Annotated in this window: 23 protein-coding genes; 12 read left to right on the top strand and 11 right to left on the bottom strand. The window is 38.0% G+C overall.

The genetic code is table 11. The features are described 5' to 3' along the window. Positions 1-11 precede the first annotated feature (11 nt). A complete protein-coding gene (dnaK, locus tag AC6CH7_RS03155) occupies positions 12-1,871 on the top strand; it encodes a molecular chaperone DnaK (RefSeq protein ID WP_498261303.1) in 1,860 nt (619 codons plus the stop codon). 301 nt (positions 1,872-2,172) lie between these two features. On the opposite strand, the gene AC6CH7_RS03150 is transcribed toward dnaK, so the two are convergent. The 8 genes from AC6CH7_RS03150 to AC6CH7_RS03115 form a co-directional block, all read right to left on the bottom strand. After that, positions 2,173-2,829, bottom strand: a complete 657-nt coding sequence (locus AC6CH7_RS03150; RefSeq protein WP_498261302.1) for a DedA family protein — start codon at positions 2,827-2,829, stop codon at positions 2,173-2,175. Between the two features lie 81 nt (positions 2,830-2,910). Then, on the bottom strand, positions 2,911-3,594 hold the full coding sequence (locus AC6CH7_RS03145; protein WP_498261301.1) for a DUF4397 domain-containing protein: 684 nt from the start codon (positions 3,592-3,594) through the stop codon (positions 2,911-2,913). 76 nt (positions 3,595-3,670) lie between these two features. Continuing rightward, a complete protein-coding gene (gene dnaN, locus AC6CH7_RS03140) occupies positions 3,671-4,795 on the bottom strand; it encodes a DNA polymerase III subunit beta (RefSeq protein WP_048904267.1) in 1,125 nt (374 codons plus the stop codon). Positions 4,796-4,829: 34 nt separating this feature from the next. After that, positions 4,830-6,512 (bottom strand): gliding motility-associated ABC transporter substrate-binding protein GldG, encoded by a 1,683-nt coding sequence (gene gldG, locus AC6CH7_RS03135; protein ID WP_498261300.1) that lies wholly within the window; start codon positions 6,510-6,512, stop codon positions 4,830-4,832. Further along, the gene (gene gldF / locus AC6CH7_RS03130; RefSeq protein ID WP_498261299.1) at positions 6,506-7,234 is read right to left on the bottom strand and encodes a gliding motility-associated ABC transporter permease subunit GldF; all 729 of its coding nucleotides are present in this window, start codon (positions 7,232-7,234) and stop codon (positions 6,506-6,508) included. Before gldF ends, gldG begins: the two co-directional genes overlap by 7 nt. Positions 7,235-7,244: 10 nt before the next feature. Beyond that, positions 7,245-7,766 (bottom strand): hypothetical protein, encoded by a 522-nt coding sequence (locus AC6CH7_RS03125; RefSeq protein WP_498261298.1) that lies wholly within the window; start codon positions 7,764-7,766, stop codon positions 7,245-7,247. Positions 7,767-7,868: 102 nt separating this feature from the next. After that, positions 7,869-8,390 (bottom strand): outer membrane beta-barrel protein, encoded by a 522-nt coding sequence (locus AC6CH7_RS03120; protein WP_498261297.1) that lies wholly within the window; start codon positions 8,388-8,390, stop codon positions 7,869-7,871. A gap of 119 nt (positions 8,391-8,509) precedes the next feature. After that, a complete protein-coding gene (locus AC6CH7_RS03115; protein ID WP_498261296.1) occupies positions 8,510-9,217 on the bottom strand; it encodes an ATP-binding cassette domain-containing protein in 708 nt (235 codons plus the stop codon). Positions 9,218-9,322: 105 nt separating this feature from the next. Here AC6CH7_RS03115 and AC6CH7_RS03110 point away from each other — a divergent pair, with 105 nt between their 5' ends. The 8 genes from AC6CH7_RS03110 (at position 9,323) to AC6CH7_RS03075 (ending at position 19,969) form a co-directional block, all read left to right on the top strand. Further along, positions 9,323-10,804, top strand: a complete 1,482-nt coding sequence (locus AC6CH7_RS03110) for a glycine--tRNA ligase (RefSeq protein WP_498261295.1) — start codon at positions 9,323-9,325, stop codon at positions 10,802-10,804. Between the two features lie 217 nt (positions 10,805-11,021). Continuing rightward, positions 11,022-13,499: a TonB-dependent siderophore receptor gene (locus AC6CH7_RS03105; protein ID WP_498261294.1), complete on the top strand. Its 2,478-nt coding sequence runs from the start codon at positions 11,022-11,024 to the stop codon at positions 13,497-13,499. Positions 13,500-13,586: 87 nt separating this feature from the next. Beyond that, on the top strand, positions 13,587-14,276 hold the full coding sequence (locus AC6CH7_RS03100) for a CAP domain-containing protein (RefSeq protein WP_498261293.1): 690 nt from the start codon (positions 13,587-13,589) through the stop codon (positions 14,274-14,276). Positions 14,277-14,374: 98 nt separating this feature from the next. Continuing rightward, positions 14,375-16,303, top strand: coding sequence for an LTA synthase family protein (locus AC6CH7_RS03095; RefSeq protein ID WP_498261292.1), 1,929 nt, complete (start codon positions 14,375-14,377; stop codon positions 16,301-16,303). Between the two features lie 4 nt (positions 16,304-16,307). Beyond that, positions 16,308-16,790, top strand: a complete 483-nt coding sequence (locus AC6CH7_RS03090; protein WP_172660749.1) for a GtrA family protein — start codon at positions 16,308-16,310, stop codon at positions 16,788-16,790. A gap of 85 nt (positions 16,791-16,875) precedes the next feature. Next, complete coding sequence (locus AC6CH7_RS03085) at positions 16,876-18,663, top strand: aromatic amino acid hydroxylase (RefSeq protein WP_498261291.1); 1,788 nt, start codon at positions 16,876-16,878, stop codon at positions 18,661-18,663. Further along, positions 18,663-19,364, top strand: a complete 702-nt coding sequence (locus AC6CH7_RS03080; protein ID WP_498261290.1) for an SDR family oxidoreductase — start codon at positions 18,663-18,665, stop codon at positions 19,362-19,364. Before AC6CH7_RS03085 ends, AC6CH7_RS03080 begins: the two co-directional genes overlap by 1 nt. 62 nt (positions 19,365-19,426) lie before the next feature. Beyond that, positions 19,427-19,969: a C40 family peptidase gene (locus AC6CH7_RS03075; protein WP_498261289.1), complete on the top strand. Its 543-nt coding sequence runs from the start codon at positions 19,427-19,429 to the stop codon at positions 19,967-19,969. Here AC6CH7_RS03075 and AC6CH7_RS03070 read toward each other — a convergent pair. Further along, the gene (locus tag AC6CH7_RS03070; RefSeq protein WP_498261288.1) at positions 19,964-20,851 is read right to left on the bottom strand and encodes a flavin reductase family protein; all 888 of its coding nucleotides are present in this window, start codon (positions 20,849-20,851) and stop codon (positions 19,964-19,966) included. The two genes, AC6CH7_RS03075 and AC6CH7_RS03070, sit on opposite strands and share 6 nt — an antisense overlap. A 173-nt stretch (positions 20,852-21,024) precedes the next feature. Further along, positions 21,025-22,023 (bottom strand): fumarylacetoacetate hydrolase family protein, encoded by a 999-nt coding sequence (locus AC6CH7_RS03065; RefSeq protein ID WP_498261287.1) that lies wholly within the window; start codon positions 22,021-22,023, stop codon positions 21,025-21,027. 329 nt (positions 22,024-22,352) lie between these two features. Between AC6CH7_RS03065 and AC6CH7_RS03060 the strand changes: the two genes are divergently transcribed. The 3 genes from AC6CH7_RS03060 (at position 22,353) to AC6CH7_RS03050 (ending at position 25,846) form a co-directional block, all read left to right on the top strand. After that, on the top strand, positions 22,353-23,519 hold the full coding sequence (locus AC6CH7_RS03060) for a homogentisate 1,2-dioxygenase (protein ID WP_498261286.1): 1,167 nt from the start codon (positions 22,353-22,355) through the stop codon (positions 23,517-23,519). 43 nt (positions 23,520-23,562) lie between these two features. Further along, complete coding sequence (gene hppD, locus AC6CH7_RS03055; protein WP_498261285.1) at positions 23,563-24,693, top strand: 4-hydroxyphenylpyruvate dioxygenase; 1,131 nt, start codon at positions 23,563-23,565, stop codon at positions 24,691-24,693. Positions 24,694-24,952: 259 nt separating this feature from the next. Next, entirely contained in the window at positions 24,953-25,846 is an 894-nt protein-coding gene (locus AC6CH7_RS03050; protein ID WP_498261556.1) for a YihY/virulence factor BrkB family protein, read from the top strand. Here the strand turns inward: AC6CH7_RS03050 and AC6CH7_RS03045 are convergent. Then, positions 25,843-26,124: a hypothetical protein gene (locus AC6CH7_RS03045; RefSeq protein WP_498261284.1), complete on the bottom strand. Its 282-nt coding sequence runs from the start codon at positions 26,122-26,124 to the stop codon at positions 25,843-25,845. The two genes, AC6CH7_RS03050 and AC6CH7_RS03045, sit on opposite strands and share 4 nt — an antisense overlap. Positions 26,125-26,213 lie beyond the last annotated feature (89 nt).

Raw genomic sequence — 26,213 nt, 5'->3', positions numbered from 1 at the left:
TTTGCCGAACTATGGCAAAAATATCCATCAACCTGGCAACAGGCTCATTCCAGCAGGAAGAAATCATCGTTGGAATTGATTTAGGAACAACTAACAGTCTGGTTGCCTTTATCGATCCGGACAAAAACCCTAAAGTGATAAACGACACTGGTAAAGGTTTATTGGTTCCTTCTATTGTACATTTCAATGCGCAAGGGGATGCTTTGGTTGGAAACGAAGCCAAAGAGTTTTTAATTACAGATCCTTCAAACACGATATTTTCTGTTAAGCGCTTACTAGGCAGGTCATATAAGGATGTAGCCAGCCATCAGGATACTTTCTCTTATAAAATAATTGATGACCAGAACGATTCCCTGGTCAAAATTAAAGCCGGCGACAAGTTCTATACCCCAATTGAATTATCAGCCGAAATACTAAAAGAGCTTAAAGCCAGAGCAGAGCACGCACTTAAAACCCCTGTAAACAGAGCCGTAATAACCGTTCCTGCGTATTTCAACGACAGTCAGCGCCAAGCAACCCGCGATGCAGGAAAACTAGCAGGGCTTGATGTTTTAAGAATTGTAAACGAACCAACTGCAGCTAGTTTGGCCTATGGACTGGGTCTGGACCCTACTCAACAAAAAACCATAGCCGTTTATGATCTGGGTGGAGGCACCTTTGATGTGTCTGTACTTTCAATTCAAAACGGGATATTTGAAGTATTATCAACTAATGGCAATACCTTTTTAGGTGGAGATGATTTTGATCGTGCCATCGTTCATTACTGGATAGACAAAAACAAACTAAACAAAGAAGATCTTGCTGCAGATTCAGGTTTGATGCAAGCTTTAAGGTTAAAAGCCGAAGAAGCTAAAAAAGCTTTAACCACCCAAAATCTATTTAATGAGAAGCTTGGCGAAATCTGGTGCTCAATAGATAAACAAACTTTTGAACAACTAATAGCCGCTAAAGTTCAAGAAACCATAAACTCATGTAAACAAGCCTTAATTGACGCCAAATTAACAATTGAGAATATTGATGAGGTGGTTTTAGTTGGTGGCTCGACACGCACTCCTTATGTTAAAAAACAGGTAGCTGATTTCTTTGGCCGTACTCCTCACGATCAGATCAACCCCGATGAGGTAGTTGCTTTAGGAGCTGCTATACAAGCCGATATCCTTGCCGGAAACAGGTCAGACATCCTTTTATTGGACGTAACCCCTTTATCATTAGGAATTGAAACTATGGGCGGCTTAATGGATGTAATTATTCCAAGAAATGCAAAAGTTCCTACCAAGGCAGGCAGACAATACACCACCTCGGTTGACGGACAAGTAAACATGAAAATATCTGTATTCCAGGGGGAGCGTGATCTTGTTCAGGAAAACAGAAAACTAGCAGAATTTGATCTTAAGGGAATCCCATCTATGCCGGCTGGGTTACCGAAGGTCGATATCAATTTCCTTTTAAACGCCGATGGAATTTTAACTGTGCAGGCTGTTGAATTGCGCTCCGGTGTAAAACAGGAAATAGACATCACTCCTAGTTATGGTCTTACTGATGAAACGGTCGAAAAGATGTTGATTGATAGCATTACGCATGCAAAAAGTGATGTAGCACAAAGGATGCTGATTGAAGCCAGAAGTGAAGGCGAACAATTGGTTTACACAGCCGAACGCTTTATCGAAAAACATGGAACTTTCCTTACCGCAGACGAAATCGAAAACACCAACATCCGTATTCTAGCACTTAAAGCAGCACTTGCTAAAGCAGAGAAAGATGAAATTCTTAAGAAAGCCGACGAATTAAATGAATTTACGCGCCCATTTGCCGAACGGGTTATGGACGTGGCTGTTTCTTCAGCAATGAAGGGAAAAAGCATCGATAAATAACCACCTCAAAGGTTTCTTTATATCGTTTTACGGAAATGAAATATATACTTTTATTTCCGTAAAACTAATTGCGACAATTGTGCTGTTTAGCTCCTACGGGATTCTTTGCTCATATGAGAATTAACCACCTGGCAGTTTTCACGCGTCCTTCTGGCATCAATAGTTTCTATAACAGAATATGCCAGAGCACATCATACTTATATGAACAATATGGTAGAAAGGCCGATGAAATCAGCGATATTAACCATACGGTCATTCTGGTACTCAGCATGGGTTGATGCGGGTCAGCCCTCCTACTAATCTACTCTTTTACTTCTTTCTTTTTAAACTTAGATCTTAAGGCCGCAAATATTGCCGGGAAAAAAGTAACAACAGCAATCACTACAATTACGATATCAAAGTTCTTTTTAACCACAGGAATCTGTCCCAATAAGTATCCTGCCATCAGTAAACTGGTTATCCAGGCAACCCCTCCAATAACATTAAAAAGAGTAAATCTTCCAAAAGGCATTTTTGCTACACCCGCAACAAACGGCGCTATTGTCCTGAAAATAGGCAGGAAGCGACTAAAAATAATGGCTTTACCACCATGCTTTTCAAAAAACATGTGCGACTGGTTATAATATTCAAGTTTTAGTATTCTGTTGTTCTCTTTAAATACCCGAACCCCAAAATAACTGCCTAATTTATAATTTAAGGAATTACCTAATATCGCTGCTACAATTAAGAGAATCAGCATTACCCAAATACTTAAACCGGTATTCCCTCCGGCAATTAAAGTCCCCATGGCAAATAATAAAGAGTCGCCTGGTAAAAAGGGAGTAACTACAAAACCTGTTTCGGCAAAAATGATTAAAAAAAGAATGGCGTAAGTCCAATTCTGATAATCTCTGATGATCTCCTCCAAATGCTTATCAATATGAAGAAGAAAGTCTATTAAAAAAGTGAAAAATTCCAAGTTTTATAAATTAAGCCCAAAAATAAAAATATCATGCTTATTACCATGATATTTTTAAACTTAGAAATGTCATTTAATTAATTAGTGTGCTATAACGTGTCCTGTTAGTTCTGTTGCGGTTACACCATCAACCCAAATGGTATAATTTTTATTTGCTTGCAAATTCGGATCAAGTTCAACCGAAGCAGGTGAATCTACTATATCTGCAACAAATTTAAATTTGGTACCTGGATCTAAATCGATATAAGATGATGAACTTTTAAAAGGGATTTTTTCTACGATTTTAGTTGTTCCAGATAAAACCGAAATCGTATTAAGTAATAAATAATTTAAATTAACAAATCTCACCTTAGCCTTACCTGCAACCGCTGATGGCTTCATATCATCATTGGTAATAGTAGCCATATGCAATTCCTCTTGAGTGCCTTCACTCTTCGATTCGGTATAATAAAAAACCGTTGCGTTAACCCCAATTGGCACACCTACAACTTGTGTAGCAGCGTTAGCTGTTTCCGAACTTACATTACCAAAAGCAAACTGACTATTTCCTGAGGTAACAGTAATATAGCCACTGGATGCACCATAAGGAATAGGAACAGAATTTTTCTTACTTCCGTTCAAATAAAATTCCTGTGGACTCGACCCTCTTACCGCGTTAACAGCATTAATATACGCGTCTCCAACAGGTTCTGGTTTGGGTTCTTTAAAACAAGAGCTCAGGAGTACAACACCCAGAGTTAAGCATAAAAAGAATGATTTTTTCATAGTAATATTATTAAAATTACACTAAACAACGATGACCTGGTCAAAAACCAAGCCATCCAAAATATTTAAATGAGTATTAATTATAGTTATTCAACATTACCGGCATAACCAGCATTAAAACATCTTCATTTTCATCATTAGTCTGTGGAATTAACAATCCGGCACGATTTGGGGTAGAAAGTTCCAATGTAACTTCCTCTCCGCTCAAATTGCTTAACATTTCAATTAAGAAACGTGCGTTAAATCCTATTTCCAGATCTTCTCCTTCGTACTGGCAACTTAAACGCTCATGCGCTTCATTCGCAAAATCTAAATCTTCAGAAGAAATGTTTAATTCACTTCCATTGATTTTTAACCTTACCTGGTGAGTGGTTTTGTTAGCAAAAATAACTACCCTACGTAGTGTATTCAAAAACAAAGCTCTGTCAATCACTAACTTATTTGGATTATTAGCAGGTATTACCGCTTCATAATCTGGATAGCGTTCATCAATCAAACGACAAACCAGGTTTATATTCTCAAATTTAAAGAAAGCGCTTGTTGCGTTATAATCAACAGAAACATTCACATCTGTTGATGGTAAGGCCGCTTTCAATAAAGTTAAAGCTTTTTTAGGAAGAATAAAAGAAGATGTTTTATCTGCTTTACTATCCATACGTCTGTATCTCACCAATTTATGTGCGTCGGTTGCTACAAAAGTGATGTGTTCTTCAGACAATTGACAAAAAACACCAGTCATGGCTGGTCTTAACTCATCATTACTTACTGCAAAAATGGTTTTGGTAATGGCCTCGGTCAATACAGATGCCGGTAAGTTTACAGATGAAGCATTTTCAACAACCGGTATTTTTGGAAAATCATCTCCATTTTCACCGCTCAATTTATATTTACCATCTCCTGCACTAATTTCAATTGAGAATGATGCATCGTCAATATTAAAAGAAATAGGTTGATCTGGTAAAGTCTTTAAGGTATCTAACAGTATTCTTGCCGGCACAGCTACTTTACCGCCTTCTTTAGATTCAACAGCCAAAGAGGTGGTCATGCTGGTTTGTAAGTCCGTTGCAGATATCGTTAAATTTCCGTCTTTAATTTCAAATAAGAAATTTTCCAGTATAGGCAAAACAGTACTGCTGCTTGATGCACCATTTACTGTTTGCAAATGTTTTAATAACGTTGATGTGGATACAATAAATCTCATAGTATGATCTTGTCAGTTCTCAAAAATATAAAAATTACCTTGCATACTTATGTTTGCGGTAATAATGTTGAAAAATTGCGAACGATATTAACAATAGTAAAGGAAAAACAACATTAATAAGCTGCCATTGTAGCTTTTCGGTACGCAAACGCACCTTATCCAACAACCTGATCTTAACTTCTTTATTGCGTAAAGAGATCAAATTATCATCATTAGATAAAAAGTCGGCAATATTTAATAACAATGCCTTATTTCCATAGTTTCTTTCCGTATATCTGTCAAAACCCAATGGAAAAACAGATCCGTCTCTGGCACTTATCTGATTTTTGAAGAGATCTCCATCCCCAATCACTATCATTTTTGTGGGTTTACCCTCTGCAGGCACACCATATTGTTCAGTAATTCCGGCAGGAACAGGTCTGTTTAAAAATACAGATTGAAATTTACCCTCCAATAGCACACCCACAGTTTGCTGAACACTGGCATACTCGCGCGGATCCGGCTGTTCAGCAACCATTTGCAAGGAAAGCATCTTTGGTGTATGGTGCACTTTATTATAAGCCGAGCTTTGTAAAATCACCTTTTTGCTAATTCCTTTTACCCCAATAGTATCAACAGTACTAACAAACTCACTTCTTATTCCATCAATATTTTTTACCAGACTATTAGCTGTATCCGGCATCAGAATTGGATAAAACACCCAGGGTGCCATTTGAATCTGCCCCTGCTGTCCACCCATGCTTAAGGGGATTTCTGCACAATTGGCATCAGCTATAAGATCGTAGTTAACCCTTGCGCCGTATACAAACAGCATATCATCAAGGTTCAGTTTTTTGTTAAAAGCCAATTGCTCTCCTGCTCCTCTTAAACTATCTAAACTGGCGCTCACCTGATCTATACTCCAAACTACCCTGCCGCCGTTCATTACAAAATAATTGATCTTGTATTTTTCGGCTTCTGTAAATTCCCTTTCGGGTTTTGCAATGATCAATAGCTTTAATTTATCTAAACCCCCTTTATCAATTTGGCTAAGGTTTACCCTACCCACGTCGTAACTATCCGACAAACTTTTTATCGCATCATTCAACAGCAAATCAGAGAGCTCACCATTTCCTTCCGTAAAGCCAATTCTTGGGTGCTGTCCGCTCAATATCTTTTGAATGGCTGAAGTAAATACATATTCCAGGTTTTGGATAGAATTATTAATATTTTCTTCATAGTTGCCCGATGCATCGAGGTTTTGCAGCAATTTTAAGGACAACTGATTTCCATTCCCTTCAACCATTGCCATCGGAAATATGGTTTTCTGTGCAAATCCATTATCGTTCTTAATATTTAAGGTAGTAGGCTCTATTCCGACCTGATATAGGTGATTGATAACCGTATCCTGCTCGGTGGCAGACAGCCCGGATATCGGATCAACAAATTCAATATTAATATCAGTACCTGCATAGGCTTTGTAGTCTGTTAGCAGATCCTTTGTAGCGTTTCTCAAACGCTTAAAAGCCGCCGGTAAATCCCCCTCCAGAAAAACAGTAATTGTTATTGGTGTCTTAGCTTCTTTTAAAATCGTTTTAGATTTTGGTGTTAACGTAAAACGCTTCTCTTTTGTAAAGTCTATCCTGGTATAAACGTATTGTGATGCAATATTCAGTAATATTAGCCCTGCCAAAAGACCAATTAATCCGGCACTTTTGCTATTTTTCAACTTTACCATTTTCTCCCCCCTATTACCAGCTTGGTAATTCCCAAAAAGAACAGTACAAAACTGACAAAATAAACAAGGTCACGAGTATCCAAAACCCCCCTGCTTATAGATTGATAGTGCTCATTTACACTTAATCCTAAAAAAATACTTTCCAGATACCGCATCGAAAAAATTTTGCTCAATGCGTCAAAACCGCTGTACGCTACAAAGCAGATAAATACTGCAACGGCAAAGGCAATAACCTGGTTTTTAGTGATAGATGATGCAAATATACCAATGCCAACAAAAGCACTTCCTAATAATAATAAGCCCAGGTAAGAACCAATTACCGCACCAGTATCAATATTCCCGGCTGGCAAACCCAGCTTGTAAATAGAGTAGTAATAAATTAGCGTGGGTATTAATGAAAATAACACCAGTACCAAACATGCAAAATACTTTGCCAGAATAATTTGCCAATCTGTTAATGGTCTTGATGCCAGCAAAATATAGGTACCTTCTCTCCTTTCTTCAGCAAACGAACGCATGGTAATTGCAGGGATCAGAAACATGAATAGGAATGGCACCAAACTAAAGAACCCAGTGAGTTCAGCATATCCATACTCCAATATCGAGGTATCCGGAAAAAACCAAAGCAGCAGCCCTGAGGTCAATAGAAACACACCAATGGTAATATAAGCCATTAATGAATTTAACAAACTAAATAATTCCCTTTTAAAAACTGCGTACATTTATTTGCTTTTAAAAATTGTATCCGGCCCTTAAACCAATAAATGATAAAGTTCCGGCATTCTTTGTCCACCCCTCATATCTGGTGCCTATATCTAAAGAACCTGTACGTGAAATAGGAATTTCAACGCCCAAACCCGGTGTGTAAATAAAAGAAGCTCCACTGCCGTTAGCTGTGGCGATAGACGAGCCGACTTCAGCGGTTCCGTAGATATTTTCAGTTATGAAATATCTTACCCCAACTTTAATTGGAATAAAACTTTGCCTGTATTTCAATGTCCCAATCGTTTCTTTTCCATTGAACCTGATATAGCCTACATTTCCGGTAATGTTTAATGATTTTGATACCGGATGTTGATAAAGTATAGAACCACCTGTTCCATAATTTGCAAAATCTCCAAAATCACCAATAGGTAAGCCCAAGTCGAACCCTATCCCCAGTCTAGGCGCTGCAATTTGAGAACCTGATTGTGCTTTAGCGGTAACCAACTGGAAAAGTCCGGCAGTAATAATTAAGAAAAATATTTTTTTCATTAGTTAAATTTCACTGAGCTGCAATATTATAAAATATAGCTAGTATAACAAAAAAAGGGCTTCCTAATGGAAGCCCTTTTAACTCTTTTCGGTAAATATTAATTATAAACCGAAGTTATATGCTAATCTAAGTCCGATGAAAGACCTTGTAGTTGAATTAGCTGACCATCCTTCATAACGTCCTCCTAATTCGATAGCACCACCATCAGAAACGGGAAACTCTATGCCAATGCCAGGAGCGTAAGCAAAAGCCGTTTTACCACCTTTTTCAGTAGAGAAAGCAGCCCCAAGTTCACCACCTATATAAAAGTTTTCAGCTACAAAATATCTTGCGCCTGCTTTAACAGGAATCGAACCAGAAGTACCGCCTCCAAATTCATCCTTAGCTTTAAAACTCAAATAGCCTGCGCTACCAGTTAAATTCAAGTTAGCGGCTACTGGATGTTGATACAATAGCGAACCACCAAAACCTAGATTATAAACATCACCGAAGTCACCCATTGGAAATGCAAACTCAGCTCCAATACCTAACTTTGGACCTGTCATGGCAACGTCTTTCTGCGCTTTAACGCTTGAAAAAGCAAAAAGACCTGCAATTGCTGTTAGTAAAAATACTTTTTTCATTTCTGTTTAATTTAAATTGTGTAATTATAATCCTTAGATACAAAAACTTGGCCAATCGTTACAAAAAATAAAACTCTACAGTAAATAATTATTAACAAACGCACAATTGACTTATCATATTAAGAAGTCAGTTTTCTAAAAATATCTTCAAGAGACGAAGACTGGTGTTGTTTTTTAAGTTCAGTGATTTCAGCATTTGCTACAATCTTTCCTTTATTGAGAATGATAACCTCGTCGCAAACGGCCTCTACTTCTTGCATAATATGTGTTGAAAGGATAACTGTTTTGTCCTTTCCAAGCTTCTTAATCAGTTCCCGAATGTCGGTAAGCTGATTTGGATCTAAACCTGATGTAGGCTCATCAAGGATTAAGATCTCCGGATTATGAATAATTGCCTGGGCCAATCCTACCCTTTGCCTGTAGCCCTTGGAAAGCATATTTATCTTTTTGTGTTGCTCAGTCCCTAAGCCAACAGCTGCTATAGTGTCCTTAACTTTTTGTTCAGGATGTTGAAGCTTATAAGCATTGGCAACAAACAGTAAAAACTCTTTCACATACATATCGGTATATAAAGGTGTGTTTTCTGGCAGGTAACCAATAATACGCCTAACCTCTAAACTTTGGGTTTGCGCATCAAAGCCGCACAGCTCAGCTGAACCCGAGCTTGGTTTCAGATAACCGGTAAGCATGCGCATGGTGGTAGATTTTCCGGCGCCGTTAGGGCCCAGAAAACCTAATATCTTGCCCGGTTTAACTTCAAAACTAACTTCATCGACAGCCTTTTGCTTATCGTAGTACTTAGACAAATACTGTACTTTAATGCTCAATTTATTTAATTTTTAGGTTTACCGGAGTGATCATCTTCAAAAGTAGAAAAAACACCACTGCATTCATGAAAACCATTAAAATATTTTATCTAAGTTTGCATCATTATGGCAAAAAACACTAACGACGAGCAATTTAAAAATGTAATATCACACGCCAAGGAATATGGTTTTGTATTCCAAAGCAGCGAAATATATGATGGACTAAGTGCTGTATACGATTACGGGCAGTTAGGAGCAGAATTAAAAAACAACATCAAAACTTATTGGTGGAAAGCCATGGTACAAATGCATGAAAATATTGTAGGTATTGATTCTGCTATATTTATGCATCCAAAAATATGGAAAGCAAGTGGTCACGTTGACGGATTTAACGATCCTATGATCGATAATAAAGATTCGAAAAAACGCTACCGTGCTGATCAGTTACTAGAAGATAAAATTGCACGTTACGAAAAAGACGGCAAAACAGATAAAGCTGCAAAGCTGCAAGCTGATATGGATGAGGCTTTAAAAGCTGAAAACCTACAGCAATTAAAAACATTAATTGAAGAACACGAAATAGCATGCCCAGTAAGCGGCACCAAAAACTGGACGGAAGTACGTCAGTTTAACCTGATGTTTAGTACCCAGTTTGGTGCTATGGCCGAAGGAGCAGAAGAGATATACTTGCGCCCTGAAACTGCTCAGGGTATTTTTGTAAATTTCCTTAACGTTCAAAAATCGGGAAGGATGAAAATTCCTTTTGGTATTGCACAGATAGGAAAAGCCTTTAGAAATGAAGTGATTGCCCGTCAGTTTATTATGCGCATGCGCGAGTTTGAACAAATGGAGATGCAATTCTTTGTACGCCCTGGTGAAGACAAGAAATGGTTTGCTTACTGGAAAGAGGCACGTTTAAAATGGCATTTAGCGTTAGGCACCTCTGCCGAAAAATACAGATACCACGACCATGTTAAGCTTGCTCACTATGCAAATGCAGCTACTGATATTGAATTTGAATTCCCATTCGGTTTTAAAGAAGTAGAGGGTATTCATAGTCGTACAGATTTCGATCTTTCACAGCACCAGGAATTCTCTGGTAAGAAAATGCAATATTTCGACAATGATCTTAATGAAGAAGGAAAACCATATGGCAACTATGTACCTTATGTAATAGAAACTTCTATCGGCTTAGATCGTATGTTCCTTTTAACCATGATCAATGCTTTTGAAGAGCAGGATCTTAGTGATGGAGAAAAACAAGACAGCAGAACATTATTACGCTTACACCCTTGCCTTGCTCCTGTTAAAGTAGCAATATTCCCACTTACCAAAAAAGATGGCTTACCGGAAAAAGCAAGAGAAATCATGAACAGCTTAAAACTGGATTTCAACTGTGTATACGAAGAAAAAGATGCTATTGGTAAACGCTACCGCAGGCAAGATGCCATTGGTACCCCATTCTGTTTAACAATTGACCACCAAACGCTGGAAGATGATACGGTAACCATCCGTCATCGTGATACAATGGAGCAGCAACGTATCGATATTAAAGACCTTCAAACATTAATTGAAAGCAAAACAAGCTGGAAAAACTTGTTGAGATAGTATTTCGAAGCTGCCGTCATCTCTCCTATCCTAGAGATGGCGGCTGTTTTAGAACAGATAATATATATCAAACAGCTGTCCCATAGCTCAAATTCATCGCTCTTATTACCTCAAACAAGCATTTTTGCTTTTATTTAAATTAGTTCTAAATAAATTTGTTACTCTAAACCAGAGATACTACTTTTGCGGCCAACTAGAATTAATCTAAATAAAGCAAATGAAACACTTATACAAATTACTTATTCTTACTGGTTTTATATTCTCAGGTCTTACAGCTTCCGCACAACTAGCATCCGCTCCTGCAAGAGGAACTATAGCCGGAAAAATAAAAACCAATGATGGAAAACCTGCTGCTTATGTGAGTGTTCAAATTGTTGAGAATAATAAAAAAACTGCCTCTGATGAAGATGGCAACTTTACTTTTAACAGTTTAAAAACTGGCGAATATACCCTTAAAACTTCTTACGTAGGTTTACAGGTACAAACTCAAAAAGTATCTGTTACTGAAGGACAAACTACAACGGTTGAATTTACATTGTCAGAAAATTCTGCCCAGTTAGATGAAGTAGCTATTAATGGGTATAGAACACCTAATGAAAAACCGGTAAGCGTCGGAAAAATAGCTATTGCACCAAGAGATTTGCCTCAGTCTGTTCAGGTTATCGGCGCTCAGGTCATTGCAGATCAGCAAGCCAACCGCTTAAGCGACATCATGAAAAACGTAAATGGTATTGCATTAGGTGCTAACCGAGGATCTGTAGGTGATAACTTTTTTGCAAGAGGCTATAGTCTTGGTTCTAATAATATTTTCAAAAATGGGGCAAGAACTACTATCGGAGGTTTTCCTGAAGCAAGTACATTAGAATCTGTAGAGGTTTTAAAAGGAAGCTCTGCATTACTTTACGGTGGTGTTTCGGGCGGTGCTGTGGTAAACATGGTAACCAAAAAACCCAAATTTGAATATGGAGGTGAGGTTTCTATGCGTGTTGGCAGTTATGACTTATATAAACCAACTGTAGATGTTTACGGTCCCATTTCCCAAAAAGTTGCATTCCGTTTAATCGGAACTTACGAAACCGCAGGTAGCTACAGAGACAATGTTGACTCTAAAAGATTCTATGTAAACCCATCTCTACTTTATAAAATCAGTGAGAATACAGATATACTAGTTCAAGGAGATTACCTGAAAAGTGATTTCACTCCTGATTTCGGTATTGGTACTGTCGGCAACAAAATATCTCCACTTGGAAGAAATGTATTTGTTAATACTGATTGGGCATATAACAAAACAAATACTGCAACTGCACAGGCTGCATTAAATCATAAATTTAATGATAACTGGAAATTAAATGCAATAGTATCTCTACAATCTTATAATAGAAATTATTTTTCTTCAGAGCGTCCCTTTGCGGATAATGCAGGAGTATGGTATCGTGCACTTACACGTTCTAAAATAAAAGAGTTGACATATAATGAGCAAATCAATTTAACCGGAACATTTAAAACTGGTTCTATAGCACATAATTTATTAGTTGGCATTGATGCGGATCAGTCTGGCACAAAAACCGGGGGTTTCAGCAATCCCAACACACAGCCTGCAAGCACAAACCCTGCAAAGGCAGCCTATTATGATTTGGTGAACATTCTTGATCCATCTTCATTTAACATACCTACAAACATTAACACACCTGAGACTAATCTTCTAACCAATACCAAAGCCCCTGTTTTCAGAATGGGCGGTTTCGCACAGGATTTAGTTGCATTGACAGATAAATTTAAGGTATTGGCCGGTATTCGCTGGACTTTCCAAAAAACGCCAACTACAACAATTGACACTTTGGCGAACGGAAAAGTTGGAAAAGGTGCTGTTGCAGACAAGATTGACAAAGCTTTCTCTCCAAAAGTAGGCTTAGTATATCAACCGCTTAAATCAACCTCTGTTTATGTAAGTTACGCTAATAATTTCACCTCAAATGCCGGTATTGACGTTGCTACTAACGCACCTATGCGTCCCTCGATCATTGATCAGTATGAAGCTGGTGTAAAGAATGACTTCCTGGATGGCAAACTATCTGCAAATGTAACCTGGTATAAAATACTTAATAATAGGTTTGCACAAACCGCTGATTTTAATCTTAGCGGAGATCCTAATGGCGATACCAATTTAAAAGAGTTTACCGGAAAAACCGCCAGTGAGGGATTAGAATTTGATATTTCAGGTACGATAGTAAAAGGATTAAACTTTATTGCCGGATATAGCTACAATTACATGCGTTATACCTCTACATCTGATACCAGGAAATATATTGATGCTAAGGGTAAGGAAACAACTATAACTGGGATAGTAGAAGGCGAGCGTTTGGTAGGTACTACTAAAAATACTGCCAATGGAACATTATTTTACACCTTCAGCGATGGAAGCTTAAAAGGATTAAAACTTGGTGCTTCGGCCTTTTACACGGGAGATCGTAACGGTGGTAGAAATACCAATAAAGCTGGCACTTCTAGCGGAGTAATCCCGGTTAAAGCTTTTACCACAGTTGATTTCTCTGCTGGTTACGCTTACAAAAAGTTCACAATCCTTGGTAAATTATCTAACATAACTAACGAATTGAATTACTATGTTCATGAGAACTATAGCGTAAACCCAATTCCTCCAAGACAATTTGTTACGACACTTAGCTACCGATTCTAGATATTATATTTTACCTATTTAAACAATAAAGGCGCCAATGGCGCCTTTATTGTTTAATATGGCCTGGCTTTTGCTCTTGGTGAAAACATGAAACTTTTTTCTATCTCTATCCTATTTCTATTTTCTGTTTTTACGACTACTCAGGTCAACAGCACATCTGGCGACTACACCTGGTCTAAAGAAGAGTTAAAAATGGCCAATACTGCAGGTAATTCAAATTACCTCAGCGGAGAAGAAAAGGACCTGGTTATTTATATGAATCTGGCACGTATGGACGGTGAAAAATTCTTTAACACTTATTTTCAGGATTTTGTAGCCGCTTACAACAAAAAAGCCATGAAGTATAGCAATTATAATGAGCTTAAAATAACTACAAATAACAAATACTACAGGAGTTTAGCACAGCAGATTAGAGCGGTGAAAGGCCTCCCGATGCTTTGGCCGGATGAAGCTTTAAGCATTGTAGCAAGACAACACGGGAGAGATATGAATCGCAACAATTTTAGCGGGCATAACTCCAGCGACGGAAGGTCTGTTAAAGACAGAATATCAGAGATTTACCCTAAAAGATCTAATGGTGAAAACCTTGCATTCGGGTTTTCTTCCGGTCTCGACAACATTTGTATGTTACTTCTAGACAAAGGTGTTCCAGATCTTGGACACAGGAAAATGATCTTAAATGATTCCTATGGGTTAAACTATATTGGGGTAAGCATTCAACCTCACAAAAAATTTGGTTATTGTGCGGTGATTGATTTTGTGGCTTTACCCAGGTAATTCCGCGTCATCAATATTTCAAAAAGAACCTATCGTAAACTTATTGTTAACAAATCGTTTCCAAAATACTTAGTTTTACTGCCTCTAATTAAAAGCAGTTGAAAATTAAGAACACAAAAGAGGTAAACCTTTACCTGGCACTAGCATATCGGTTTTTTATTGTATTGATTTTATATACGCTTTGCAGATTGGGCTTTTATGCCTTTAACCATAGTTTATTTCAAGGCATTACATTTCCTAAATATCTTGTTATCCTATATGGAGGGGTCAAGTTTGATGTTTCTGCCCTGCTGTACATTAACCTAATATTTATATTATTACATGTTATCCCCTTCCCTTTCAGGTACAAGGAAGGATATCAAAGGTTCTGCAAATGGCTTTTCATTATTACCAACAGTATAGGTATAATGGCAAACTTTGCTGATTTTGCCTATTATAAATATACCTTAAAGCGTACTACGGCAACCGTTTACGATCAGTTTAAAAACGAGCAAAACAAGCTTAAACTATTAGGTGACTTCCTTGCGGACTATTGGTATCTTCTGATCCTTTTTGCTTTGTTTGTCTGGTTATTTGTTAAGCTTTACGATCTGGTTAAAATTAACAAAGCACCTGGTTTCACCTGGCCTATTTATGTGTTACATACCGCGCTTATGCTCGGTGTAGCACTAGCCTGCCTTACTGGAATAAGAGGTGGATGGGGTTTTGGAACAAGACCAATTACGCTGAGTAATGCAGGTGAATTTGTAGACACACCAGATCAGATGAACCTGGTTTTAAATACACCATTTTGCATATTCAGAACACTTAAAGCTTCTAAGTTAAAACCTGTTCATTTTTATGACGAACAGACATTAAATTCGATTTATAATCCGGTTCACATGCCGGCTGATACGGGTAAGTTCAAGCCGCTCAATGTAGTTTTTCTAATCATTGAAAGTTTAGGGAAAGAGCATGTTGGAAGCCTAAACACTGATCTGGACGGAGGAAAATACAAAGGCTACACTCCTTTTCTTGATTCTTTGATTTCGCAGAGTTACACCTTTACACATACTTATGCTAACGGCCGCAAATCTATAGATGCCTTGCCTTCTGTTATTACCGGTGTTCCCAGTATCAGAGAGCCCTTTATTCTTTCCATCTATTCTGGCAATAAAACCACCAGCATTGCTAAATTATTAGGCGACAAGGGCTATGAAACAGCATTTTTTCATGGCGCCCCAAATGGATCAATGGGTTTTTCATCGTACACCCACCTTGCAGGTATAAAACATTACTTCGGGCAAAACGAGTATAAAAAAACTGGCGATACGGATGGTACCTGGGGAATTTGGGATGATCCTTTTATGCAGTACATGGCCCAAACCATGAATACTTTTAAACAGCCATTCTTTTCAAGTTTCTTCTCGTTATCATCTCATCACCCTTTTAGATTACCTGACCAGTATAAAGGTAAATTTCCTAAAGGCCCCCTTCCTGTGCAGGAAATTTTTGGTTACACCGATATGGCTTTGCGCAACTTTTTTAAAACCGCATCAACAATGCCCTGGTATAAAAACACGCTGTTTGTTCTTTGTGCAGACCACGCAACGGTTTCTTACTTCCCGGAGTATCAAACAACGCCCGGCTATTTTTCCATTCCAATTGTGTTGTACTATCCGGGCGGAAACTTAAAAGGAAAGGCCGACAAAGTTGTACAGCAGATAGACATTATGCCAACGGTATTAAACTATTTACATTACGATAAGCCCTATTTTGCATTAGGTTTTGATGCATTTAAAGAAGGTAATGATAACTTTGCTGTAAACAGTAACGATGGCACTTTTAGCTTCTACCAGGGCGATTATCTGTTGGTTAATGATGGGAAAGAAAATAACGCCTTGTATAATTTAAAAACAGATCGTTTAACAAAAAACAACATTCTGGAAAAAGAACCGTTAATTGCAGAGAAAATGGAGAAATACCTGAAAGCATTTATCCAGCAATACAACAACAGGATGATTGAAAATAAACTAACAGCAAATTAATTGCATGCGCAAAGCCTTATTAAAAATAATAGACTTCTTTTATCCCCCATTTTCTCGTTGGTTACCCATTCATACATTCAGATACATGGTATCTGGTGGCACTACTGCGGCCACTGGAATTGTAGTATATTATATTTGCTACAACTGGGTATTGCATCAAAAAGATGTTCACCTCTCTATACCATTTTTTCCAAACTTAATTACCGCACCAACGGCAGCTTTGGCCATAGAATCTGTAATTACTTTCTTTATTGGTTTTATATTAAATAAGTATCTGATTTTTACAAAATCAGATTTAAAAGGCCGGATCCAATTGTTTAGATATGGATCAGTGGTAGCAACCAATATCCTACTTAACTACGCCTTACTTAAGGTATTTTTATCTTTCGGATTCTATCCAACCATTTCAAAGATTATCATTACCACTATTCTAACTGTTTTCAGTTATTTTTCTCAAAAACACTTTTCGTTTAAAGTAAAAAAATAGACCATCGTATCTATTGTCTAATTAATTTTACTTGTTTAAAGCCCGTTATACCATTAACTTAGACAATTAATACAAGAATTTAGTAATGAGTGATTTTAATGACTTTAATAATCCACAAGTAGCTAATTTGCCAACGCATCTAAAGCAATTTATTGTAGAGCAACACTACGAGAAATATACGCCAGTAGATCAAGCAGTTTGGCGATATGTGATGCGTCAAAATTATAGCTATTTAAAACATGTCGCTTATTATCCTTATATAAAGGGCTTACAGCGGGCAGGTCTTAGTATTGAACATATACCTGATTTGCAAAACATGAACGATAATCTTGGCAAAATAGGCTGGGGTGCAGTTACTGTTGATGGATTTATCCCACCTTCGGCATTCATGGAATATCAGGCATACCGTGTACTTGTTATTGCAGCCGATATCCGTCAGATTAATCATATAGAATATACCCCTGCTCCTGATATTATTCATGAGTCGGCCGGCCACGCCCCAATTATTGCAGATGCTGATTATAATAATTACCTGAGTTATTTCGGATCTATTGGTGCAAAGGCCATGTTCTCTTCAAAAGATTTTGAATTGTATGAAGCCATACGACACCTTTCTATATTAAAAGAGGCTGCTGATGTTCAGGAACAGGAAATTGCAAGGGCTGAACAGCGCTTACAGCAAATCTCTGAAGACATGGGCGAGCCCTCAGAAATGGCCTTATTGAGCAGGTTACATTGGTGGACTGTAGAATATGGCTTGATAGGCACCTTAGAAAATCCTAAGATTTACGGAGCTGGCTTGCTGTCGTCAATTGGAGAAAGTTCATCGTGCATGAAGCCTGATGTAAAAAAATTATGGTATAATAAAGACACCATAAACTACCCATATGACATTACTAAACCACAGCCTCAGTTATTTGTGACGGAAACTTTCCAAAATCTGATTGATGTTTTGGAAGATTTTGCAGATACGATGGCATTCAGGCGCGGTGGTTCAGAAAGTATCATTAAAGCTATTGAATGTAAAAACCCCGCAACTGCTGTTTACAGTTCTGGTTTGCAGGTTACCGGTGTATTTACAGATATGGGAATCGATCAGAATGATGAGCTTACGTTTATAAAAACCACCGGACCGTCGGCCCTTGCTTTTGGAGGTCAACAACTTGAAGATCATGGCAAATTTCATCATAAAGATGGTTTCTCATCGCCAGTAGGTAGACTGAAGGGAATTGATACGCTGCTGGAAGATATGGACACATTGCAATTGTTGAAATGCGGAATCAAACCTTTTAACCTGGCCATCCTGGAGTTTGAAAGCGGTATTACCGTAAAAGGTATAGTCAAGATCATCCATCAGAAAAATAAAAAGACTTTCCTTATCAGGTTTGAAGATTGTACAGTTAAGGAAAGTAACGGAAATATACTTTTCCAGCCAGACTGGGGCGTATACGACATGGCTGTTGGTGCAACCATTGTTTCTGTTTTTAATGGCGCAGCAGATAAAGGTTCTTATGAGGAAATTACGCATGTTAGCGATAAGCAAACTCATAAAATAAATTACGATGAGAATACGCAAAAGCTTCATAACATCTATAGAAGCGTGCGCTTGATAAGGGAAAATGAGGTAGGCTTTGAGCAATTACCTGTTTTGTTTGAAAAAGTAAAGACAGAACATCGCCAGGATTGGCTTTCTGCTCTTGAAATTCTTGAAATTTTACACCACAAAAAACTTTTTCCTGAATTGGAAAGGGAAGTTCGCAATTATTTAGAGCTTAAGTCTGAGAACGAAGCTGAACATAAAAAACTGATTAATGATGGATTACATGTAATCGAAAATCCTGTTAGTCAATTAATCACTGAAGAAGATAATTAATGAATATAGTATTAACCGGTGCAAGCAGCGGAATCGGCTTTGAAGCCGCTTTAGAATTTACATTGAGTAGTGAGAACAAGGTAGTATGTATTGCCCGATCTTCTGATAAGTTGCGTAAACTTTTGGAAATAGCGAAAGGCATTAATCCTGATTGTACGCTGCTACCCGTAGAGTTTGATATTGTAAATGACGACTATGCGGCCCTAACCCCTTTTTTGAAAGAAAGACTTGGTAAGGTTGATGTTCTAATAAATAATGCTGGTGCATTAATTAACAAACCGTTTCTGGAGACTACTCATGCTGATCTTTATGAGATGTTTGAAAGCAATGTTGTCGGACATTTTAGTATGATCCAAAACCTAATTCCTTTAATGGGTGAGAGCAGTCATATTGTAAATATTGGCAGTATGGGTGGGTTCCAGGGAAGTGTTAAATTTCCGGGACTTTCGGCCTATTCTTCGAGCAAATCTGCTTTGCATACTTTGACCGAATGCCTGGCATTTGAACTGGCAGAAACTGGTATTAAAGTGAACTGTCTGGCTCTTGGTTCTGCACAAACAGAGATGCTTGAACAAGCATTTCCTGGTTACCAATCGCCGGTTTTAGCTTTCGAAATGGCCAAGTATGTGGCTGATTTTGCAAGAACTGGACATAAATTTTTTAACGGAAAAGTAATCCCTGTTGCAGTAACAACGCCATAATCAACAAGTTATCAACATTTTTAGGGTTCAAAGATAATTTTAATATCTTTAACCCGATTGATATGAAGAAAACCATTATTCTATTCAGTATAATACTTTTAAGTTTTACGGCAGCGAAGTCACAAACTTCTATACCCGTTCAATTTCAGGAACTGGTGCATAAGCTTAGCGAGGAAGTACCGGGTCAGGATAAAAAATCAGCAATCACTACTTCGCCAAATCGCTTATTGGAATTTGCAAGATCCATGCTTGGTATTCGATACCGGACAGCTTCCAGTAGTCCCAGCAAAGGTTTTGACTGCTCTGGTTTTGTAAATTATGTTTTCAGCAATTTTGGATTTAAAGTGCCCCGCTCATCCAGAGAATTTGCAACTAGCGGTGAAGCCAAAAAGCTAGAGGACGCAAAAATTGGAGATGTAATCCTGTTCACAGGAACAAATAGCAGATCAAGAACCCCAGGCCATGTGGGGATTATCTATTCCATAGATGGAGATGAAATCAAATTCATTCATTCTTCTTCAGGAAAGAAAAGAGGAGTAACGATTACAAGTCTCGATGATGGCTTTTACAAGAAACGCTTTATAAAAGTAATCAGCATCCTATAACAATACTATTTTTAACGCTTGGTTTACATTGCCCTGCGCCAACCAGTCCTTAGCAAGTTCATGAAGCTCACGCTCGCGATTATTAGCATCACCAATGGTTGCGTCTAAAATCTCTTTCACTTCCGGTACATTTCTAACTGCATCTATTTCATCGTCTGTTGGCAAATGCTCTATATTACCAAGTTTCCCAAGATCATTTCCCGTGAGTACAATTGAATTACGGACGGCTTTTGGTAGTGCATCAACCCCTATTCCAAGTGTTGTTAATGGTTTAGCTACTTTAAACAAATTTTCCGGTGTAACCCTGCAATACCAATCTCCCCCTAAACGCGCTACAAGATCAATTTTGGCCTGATCAATTTTTCCCTCTTCATCTAATATTTCTTCTTTAATGTGAATTAGCTTTACCTCAGCCAAGATGAGATTACCTGCTCCGGGATTTTCTCCCAGATGAATTATTTCTCTGACCACACATTCCATCTGCACAGGAGCCTCTGCAACCCTTGGCGGCTTAACCAATTGTGAAGGGAGCATAGTAAACCCGGCCTTTTCAAATTCATTTACTCCTTTTGGATATTCAGTACTGGCTAAACTGGTCTGCTGTACCATAGGGTAATTTACAATATTAATAACGCACTCCTTTATCTCTAATATGTTTTCGAGTGTATGTTTGGTTGTATTATCACGTACCCTTCTTGCCGGAGAAAATATACACAAGGGCGGGTTGGTACTAAACATATTGAAAAAACTAAAGGGGCTCAAATTGATATTTCCTGCCTTATCGACAGTTGTAGCAAAACAAATTGGTCTTGGTGCAATTGCATATTGCATATAGTTCTGCAATTGTGCAGGATTAAGCTCTGAGGTATTGAGGGTAAGCATTTTTTATAAGAATTATCTTGTTATTTTGTTTTTAAAACGGTCGTCACCCTGAATTTATTTCGGGGTCCTGGAAGAGAGAAATAGCCTTATAAGTCCGGGATCCTGAAATAAATTCAGGGTGACGGGTGGCAATAGCACGACCTACGATTGAATTATTTCTTCAAAGTCAAAATTTACTTCTTCTTTAATGCCAAAATAGAAAAAACGGTGTCCACCTTCTTGATGGTATTACTTAAATGACCAAGGCCTGTGATTTCCATTTCCACTACATCACCGTCCTGCAACCATTGAGGTTTAAAATTTGGGTTATTTAATAATCCTGTACCGTTTAATTCAAGAAAACATCCGGTTCCAACGGTACCAGACCCTATTACATCGCCTGGTAAAATATCTACACCATACGCACACCGTTCAATAATTTCAGCAAAAGTCCAGTCCATATCGGCCATGTTTCCGGCAGACACTTGCTTACCGTTCACAGTACAAGTCATTTCAAGATTATAAGTACTACCGGTATGCCCTGATTTAGCTGAGGTTTTGTACTCTAACAATTCATCAGGAGTTACCAGCCATGGTCCTATTATAGTGGAAAAATCTTTGCCTTTAGCAGGTCCAAGATTTAACAACATTTCTTCCATTTGCAATGTTCTGGCACTCATATCATTCATAATGGTAAAACCAGCTATATAATCATCAGCCTCTGCAGCTGTAATATTTCTTCCCTTTTTGCCTATTACTACGGCTACCTCCAATTCAAAATCAAGTTTTTGGAAATGGTCAGGCATACATTCAATTTCACCGGGACCCTGGATGGCATTGTGATTGGTGAAATAAAAGATTGGATATTGATCAAACTCCGCAATCATATCAACTTTACGGTTCCTGCGGGCGGCAGCTACATGCTGGCGAAAAGCGTAACCATCTCTGCACGAGGTTGGATGAGGTACCGGGGCAAGCAATTCAAAAAAGGCTTCCTGCTTTGGCGACAGCTCCCCTAATTTGATCTGATTGTCAATTTTTTTTGCGCGTTCCATCAAAACTTCGCCACCTTGCAAAAAGGCATTCATCTCATCAGGCAGTTGTTTATCGCATGAATTTAAATTGTAAATGTGTCCGTTTACAAAAACACCAAGGTGTTCTCTGTCTTCTGTTTTATAGGATACCAGTTTCATATGATCAATAGTTTTTTGTAGTTATTCAAATCTATATAAAAATAAGGCAAACAGACTAAATAATTTTCGCAGAGAATTATCGTCTACAATTTGTTGATTAGCAGATTAAATACTTAATTTAGCCACCGTAAAAGAAAAATGATACAAAGCAATTTTATATATCAGAGTCAGATAGCCAGGCAAGCATTGGCTTCATTTAGATACGCGATGCTTTCCAAAATCATTTTTGCGCAATATTCCTTTTAAGCTCCCCATCATCCGGCTTTATTTAAAACGTTTTGCACGTTTTAATCGTTATTAAATTACATTTTAACCAAATACCTACTGTTATGCCTATATATCATACCTTAGGAACTATACCTGCTAAACGCCACACTGTTTTTCGTAAACCGGATGGTAAATTATACGCAGAAGAATTAGTCTCTACTGAAGGGTTTTCAAGCCTATATTCACTTGTTTATCACTGCCACCCACCTACCATTGTAAAGTCATTAGGAGAACCATATTCTGTAGAGCCTAAGATTGCCCGTGAAAAACACTTACGCCATACCAGTTTAATCGGATTTAATATCAAACCTGAAGATGATTATTTACAAAGCCGTAAACCAGTATTGGTCAACAGTGATTTACACATTTCTCTCGCTGCTCCAAGAAAATCAATGACTGATTATTTTTATAAGAATAGTCAGGCAGATGAGGTAATTTTTATTCATGAAGGTACTGGTACTTTAAAAACAGGTTTCGGCAAGATACGCTTTGAATATGGCGACTACCTGGTGGTACCACGGGGCACCATTTATCAGATGGAATTTGATGATGAAAAAAATCGCTTGTTTATTGTAGAAAGCTTTAGTCCTATCCGATCTCCTAAACGTTACCGTAATGAATATGGGCAATTAATGGAACACTCGCCTTATTGCGAGCGCGACATTAAGCGACCAGCAGACCTGGAGACCATTGATGAATTTGGTGATTTTAAGGTACTGATTAAAAAACAAGGATTAATGTATCCATATACCTATGGAACCCACCCTTTTGATTTTATAGGATGGGATGGCTTTCATTACCCATGGGCTTTCTCTATTCATAACTTCGAGCCGATTACTGGTCGTCTGCATCAGCCGCCGCCTGTTCATCAAACATTTGAAGGACACAATTTTGTAATCTGTTCTTTTGTTCCGCGCAAATACGATTACCATCCGCTTTCTATACCTGCTCCCTATAATCATAGTAATGTAGATAGTGATGAAGTACTTTATTATGTTGACGGAGATTTTATGAGTAGAAAGAGCGTAGTTAAAGGCCAGATCACTTTGCATCCCGGAGGCATCCCTCATGGCCCACATCCAGGTGCAGTGGAAAAATCTATAGGCAAAGAGAGTACAGATGAGCTGGCCGTTATGATAGATCCTTTTAGACCGTTAATGCTCACTGAAGATGCAGTTAATATTGAGGATGAAAGTTATCATAAAAGCTGGCAGGAAAATATAGAATAAAATTAAAAAACTGAAACTAACTTATTATTCAAATAATACTGAAATGACTACACAAACATTTGCAGAAAAGATTGCTAAAGCGCAAGATTTTCTTCCCATAAATGGAACAGATTATATAGAATTTTATGTAGGAAATGCCAAACAGGCTGCACATTTTTATAAAACAGCATTTGGCTTCCAATCATTAGCCTATGCAGGTCCGGAAACAGGGCTGCGTGATCGGGCATCTTATGTACTGCAGCAAGGAAAAATCAGATTGGTATTAACAACCGGGTTAAAATCTGACAATCAGATTTCTGAACATGTAAAAAAACATGGTGATGGAGTTAAAATATTAGCCTTATGGGTAGACGACGCCTACAGCGCTTTTGAAGAAACCACCAAACGTGGCGCTAAGCCTTATTTAGAACCGGTTACTAAAACTGATGAGCATGGCGAAGTACGTATGTCCGGCATTTATACCTACGGCGAAACTGTACATATGTTCGTTGAGCGTAAAAACTACAATGGTTCCTTTTTACCGGGATATCGGGATTGGAAAAGCGACTACAACCCTGTTGATGCAGGTTTACTTTATATAGATCATTGTGTGGGCAATGTTGGCTGGAACCGAATGAATGAAACTGTTAAATGGTACGAAGATGTAATGGGTTTTGTAAACATTCTTTCGTTCGATGACAAACAGATCAACACAGAATATTCAGCCCTGATGAGCAAGGTGATGAGCAATGGGAATGGCTACTCTAAATTCCCAATCAATGAGCCTGCAGAAGGCAAAAAGAAATCGCAGATTGAGGAGTATCTCGAATTTTATGAGGGCGAAGGGGTGCAACATATTGCTGTAGCAACGAAAGATATTTTAGCTACAGTAAAGGAATTAAAAGCTCGAGGGGTTGAGTTTTTAAGTGCACCCCCTGAAGCCTATTACAGTATGATGCCCGAACGTGTTGGAGAAATTGATGAAGAAATAGTGCAACTAAAAGAGCTCGGAATTCTTGTCGATTGTGACGAAGAAGGCTATTTACTCCAAATATTTACCAAACCGGTTGAGGATCGTCCGACTTTATTCTTTGAAATCATACAGCGCAAGGGAGCTCAATCCTTTGGTGCAGGAAATTTCAAAGCTTTGTTCGAATCTCTGGAACGTGAACAAGAACTGAGAGGAAACTTGTAAACTACCCACCCACGTTATCCCATGGGTTGGGCGTCATAGGTCATAGACTCACCTATTGGCAACGCCTCACTATGTTTCTGTTTTGTGTCCGATTGCATCCCACAACCAGACATATATTTATAAACCAGAGCGTTTGGTCGCTTAGGCCCCATCCACGTTCCATGAATGGGTTTTACGCTCTGGTTTATGAAAAAAAATAGTTACTTTCGGGGTTCAAGGCTATAATGTGGAAATAGAGATTAATAGAGTTAACAAGATAATGCTGTTTTGTACACATTTCAAAGCAGCATTTAAATTATTTCAAAAAAACGATCCATTACGTTTAGCCGGAGCTACAGCCTTTTTTGCAAATTTTGCACTGCCTCCTATCCTAATTATATTAATTAGGCTTTTTGGGTATTTTATTGACAGAAAAATACTCGCTTCGAGAATGTTTGAACGCTTAGCCAATATTTTAGATGATACCAGTACAGGGCAGATCAGACAGACCTTAAGAAATATAAGAGGAATTGACCATAAATGGTATGCAACCTTACTCAGCTTTATTTTCTTCTTATTTGTAGCTACTACACTTTTCACTGTAATTAAAAATTCTATGGATCAGATATGGTCCATTGCAAATAAAGAACATGCAGGTTTTATGTTTAAAATGAAGTTAAGAGCGCGCTCCATGATAATCATTTTACTGGCCGGACTTTTATTTACCATGGGGTTTATAACCGACAGTATTCAGGCATTTATAGGCTCCTATATAAACACAGCCGCTCCTACTTTTGGAAAAATATTTCTATCAATATTAAATCAGCTTTTATTTATAGCCATTGTAATGATCTGGTTTACGGTGTTATTTAAATTTCTAACCAATGGTCGGCCAACCTGGAAAGCGGCGCTAAAGGGTGGGCTCTTAACAGCCGTATTATTTACAATTGGCAAGTATATACTTAGAATAATGCTTCCACTTAGCGGAATAGGGAACATTTACGGTACTTCTGGCTCTATTGTTCTAATTATGTTGTTTGTATTTTATTCATCTTTTATATTTTATTTTGGGGCCTGCTACATTAAGGTGTTAAGTGATTCCAAAGAAACTCCTATACGTCCAATAAAAGGGGCGTTTGAATATGAAATAAAAGAAGTGTTAAAAAACACTTAGCATATCTGAGGTTTGGAAATCTGCTCGAATCCATGCATTTCAAATACCGCCAACTTGTTTAATAAATTGTAATGTAAAGTACCAAAGAAGTTGACAATCCCATCTTTGTTTTTACCTTCAATACAGATGTTCTCTTTGACAATCTCCTGGTGTGCTAATTTATGATCAGCAAGAAGGACATCTTCATCCTGAATTTTCACATCATCTGCCTCGATTGAGAACTGATTTAGCAGCTTAGAGAAGCTTTGGCCATTTAGCAATAGTTCTTTGATGTTCATGATCAATTTGATTTAAGTAGGGACGGAAGCATCATCAATTTTAAAGCCAAAAAGAAAGGGCAAACAATTAATGTTTACCCTTTTATAAA

Source organism: Pedobacter sp. GQ55, from assembly GCF_059758925.1.
This window is presented reverse-complemented; position numbering and strand designations above follow the sequence as displayed.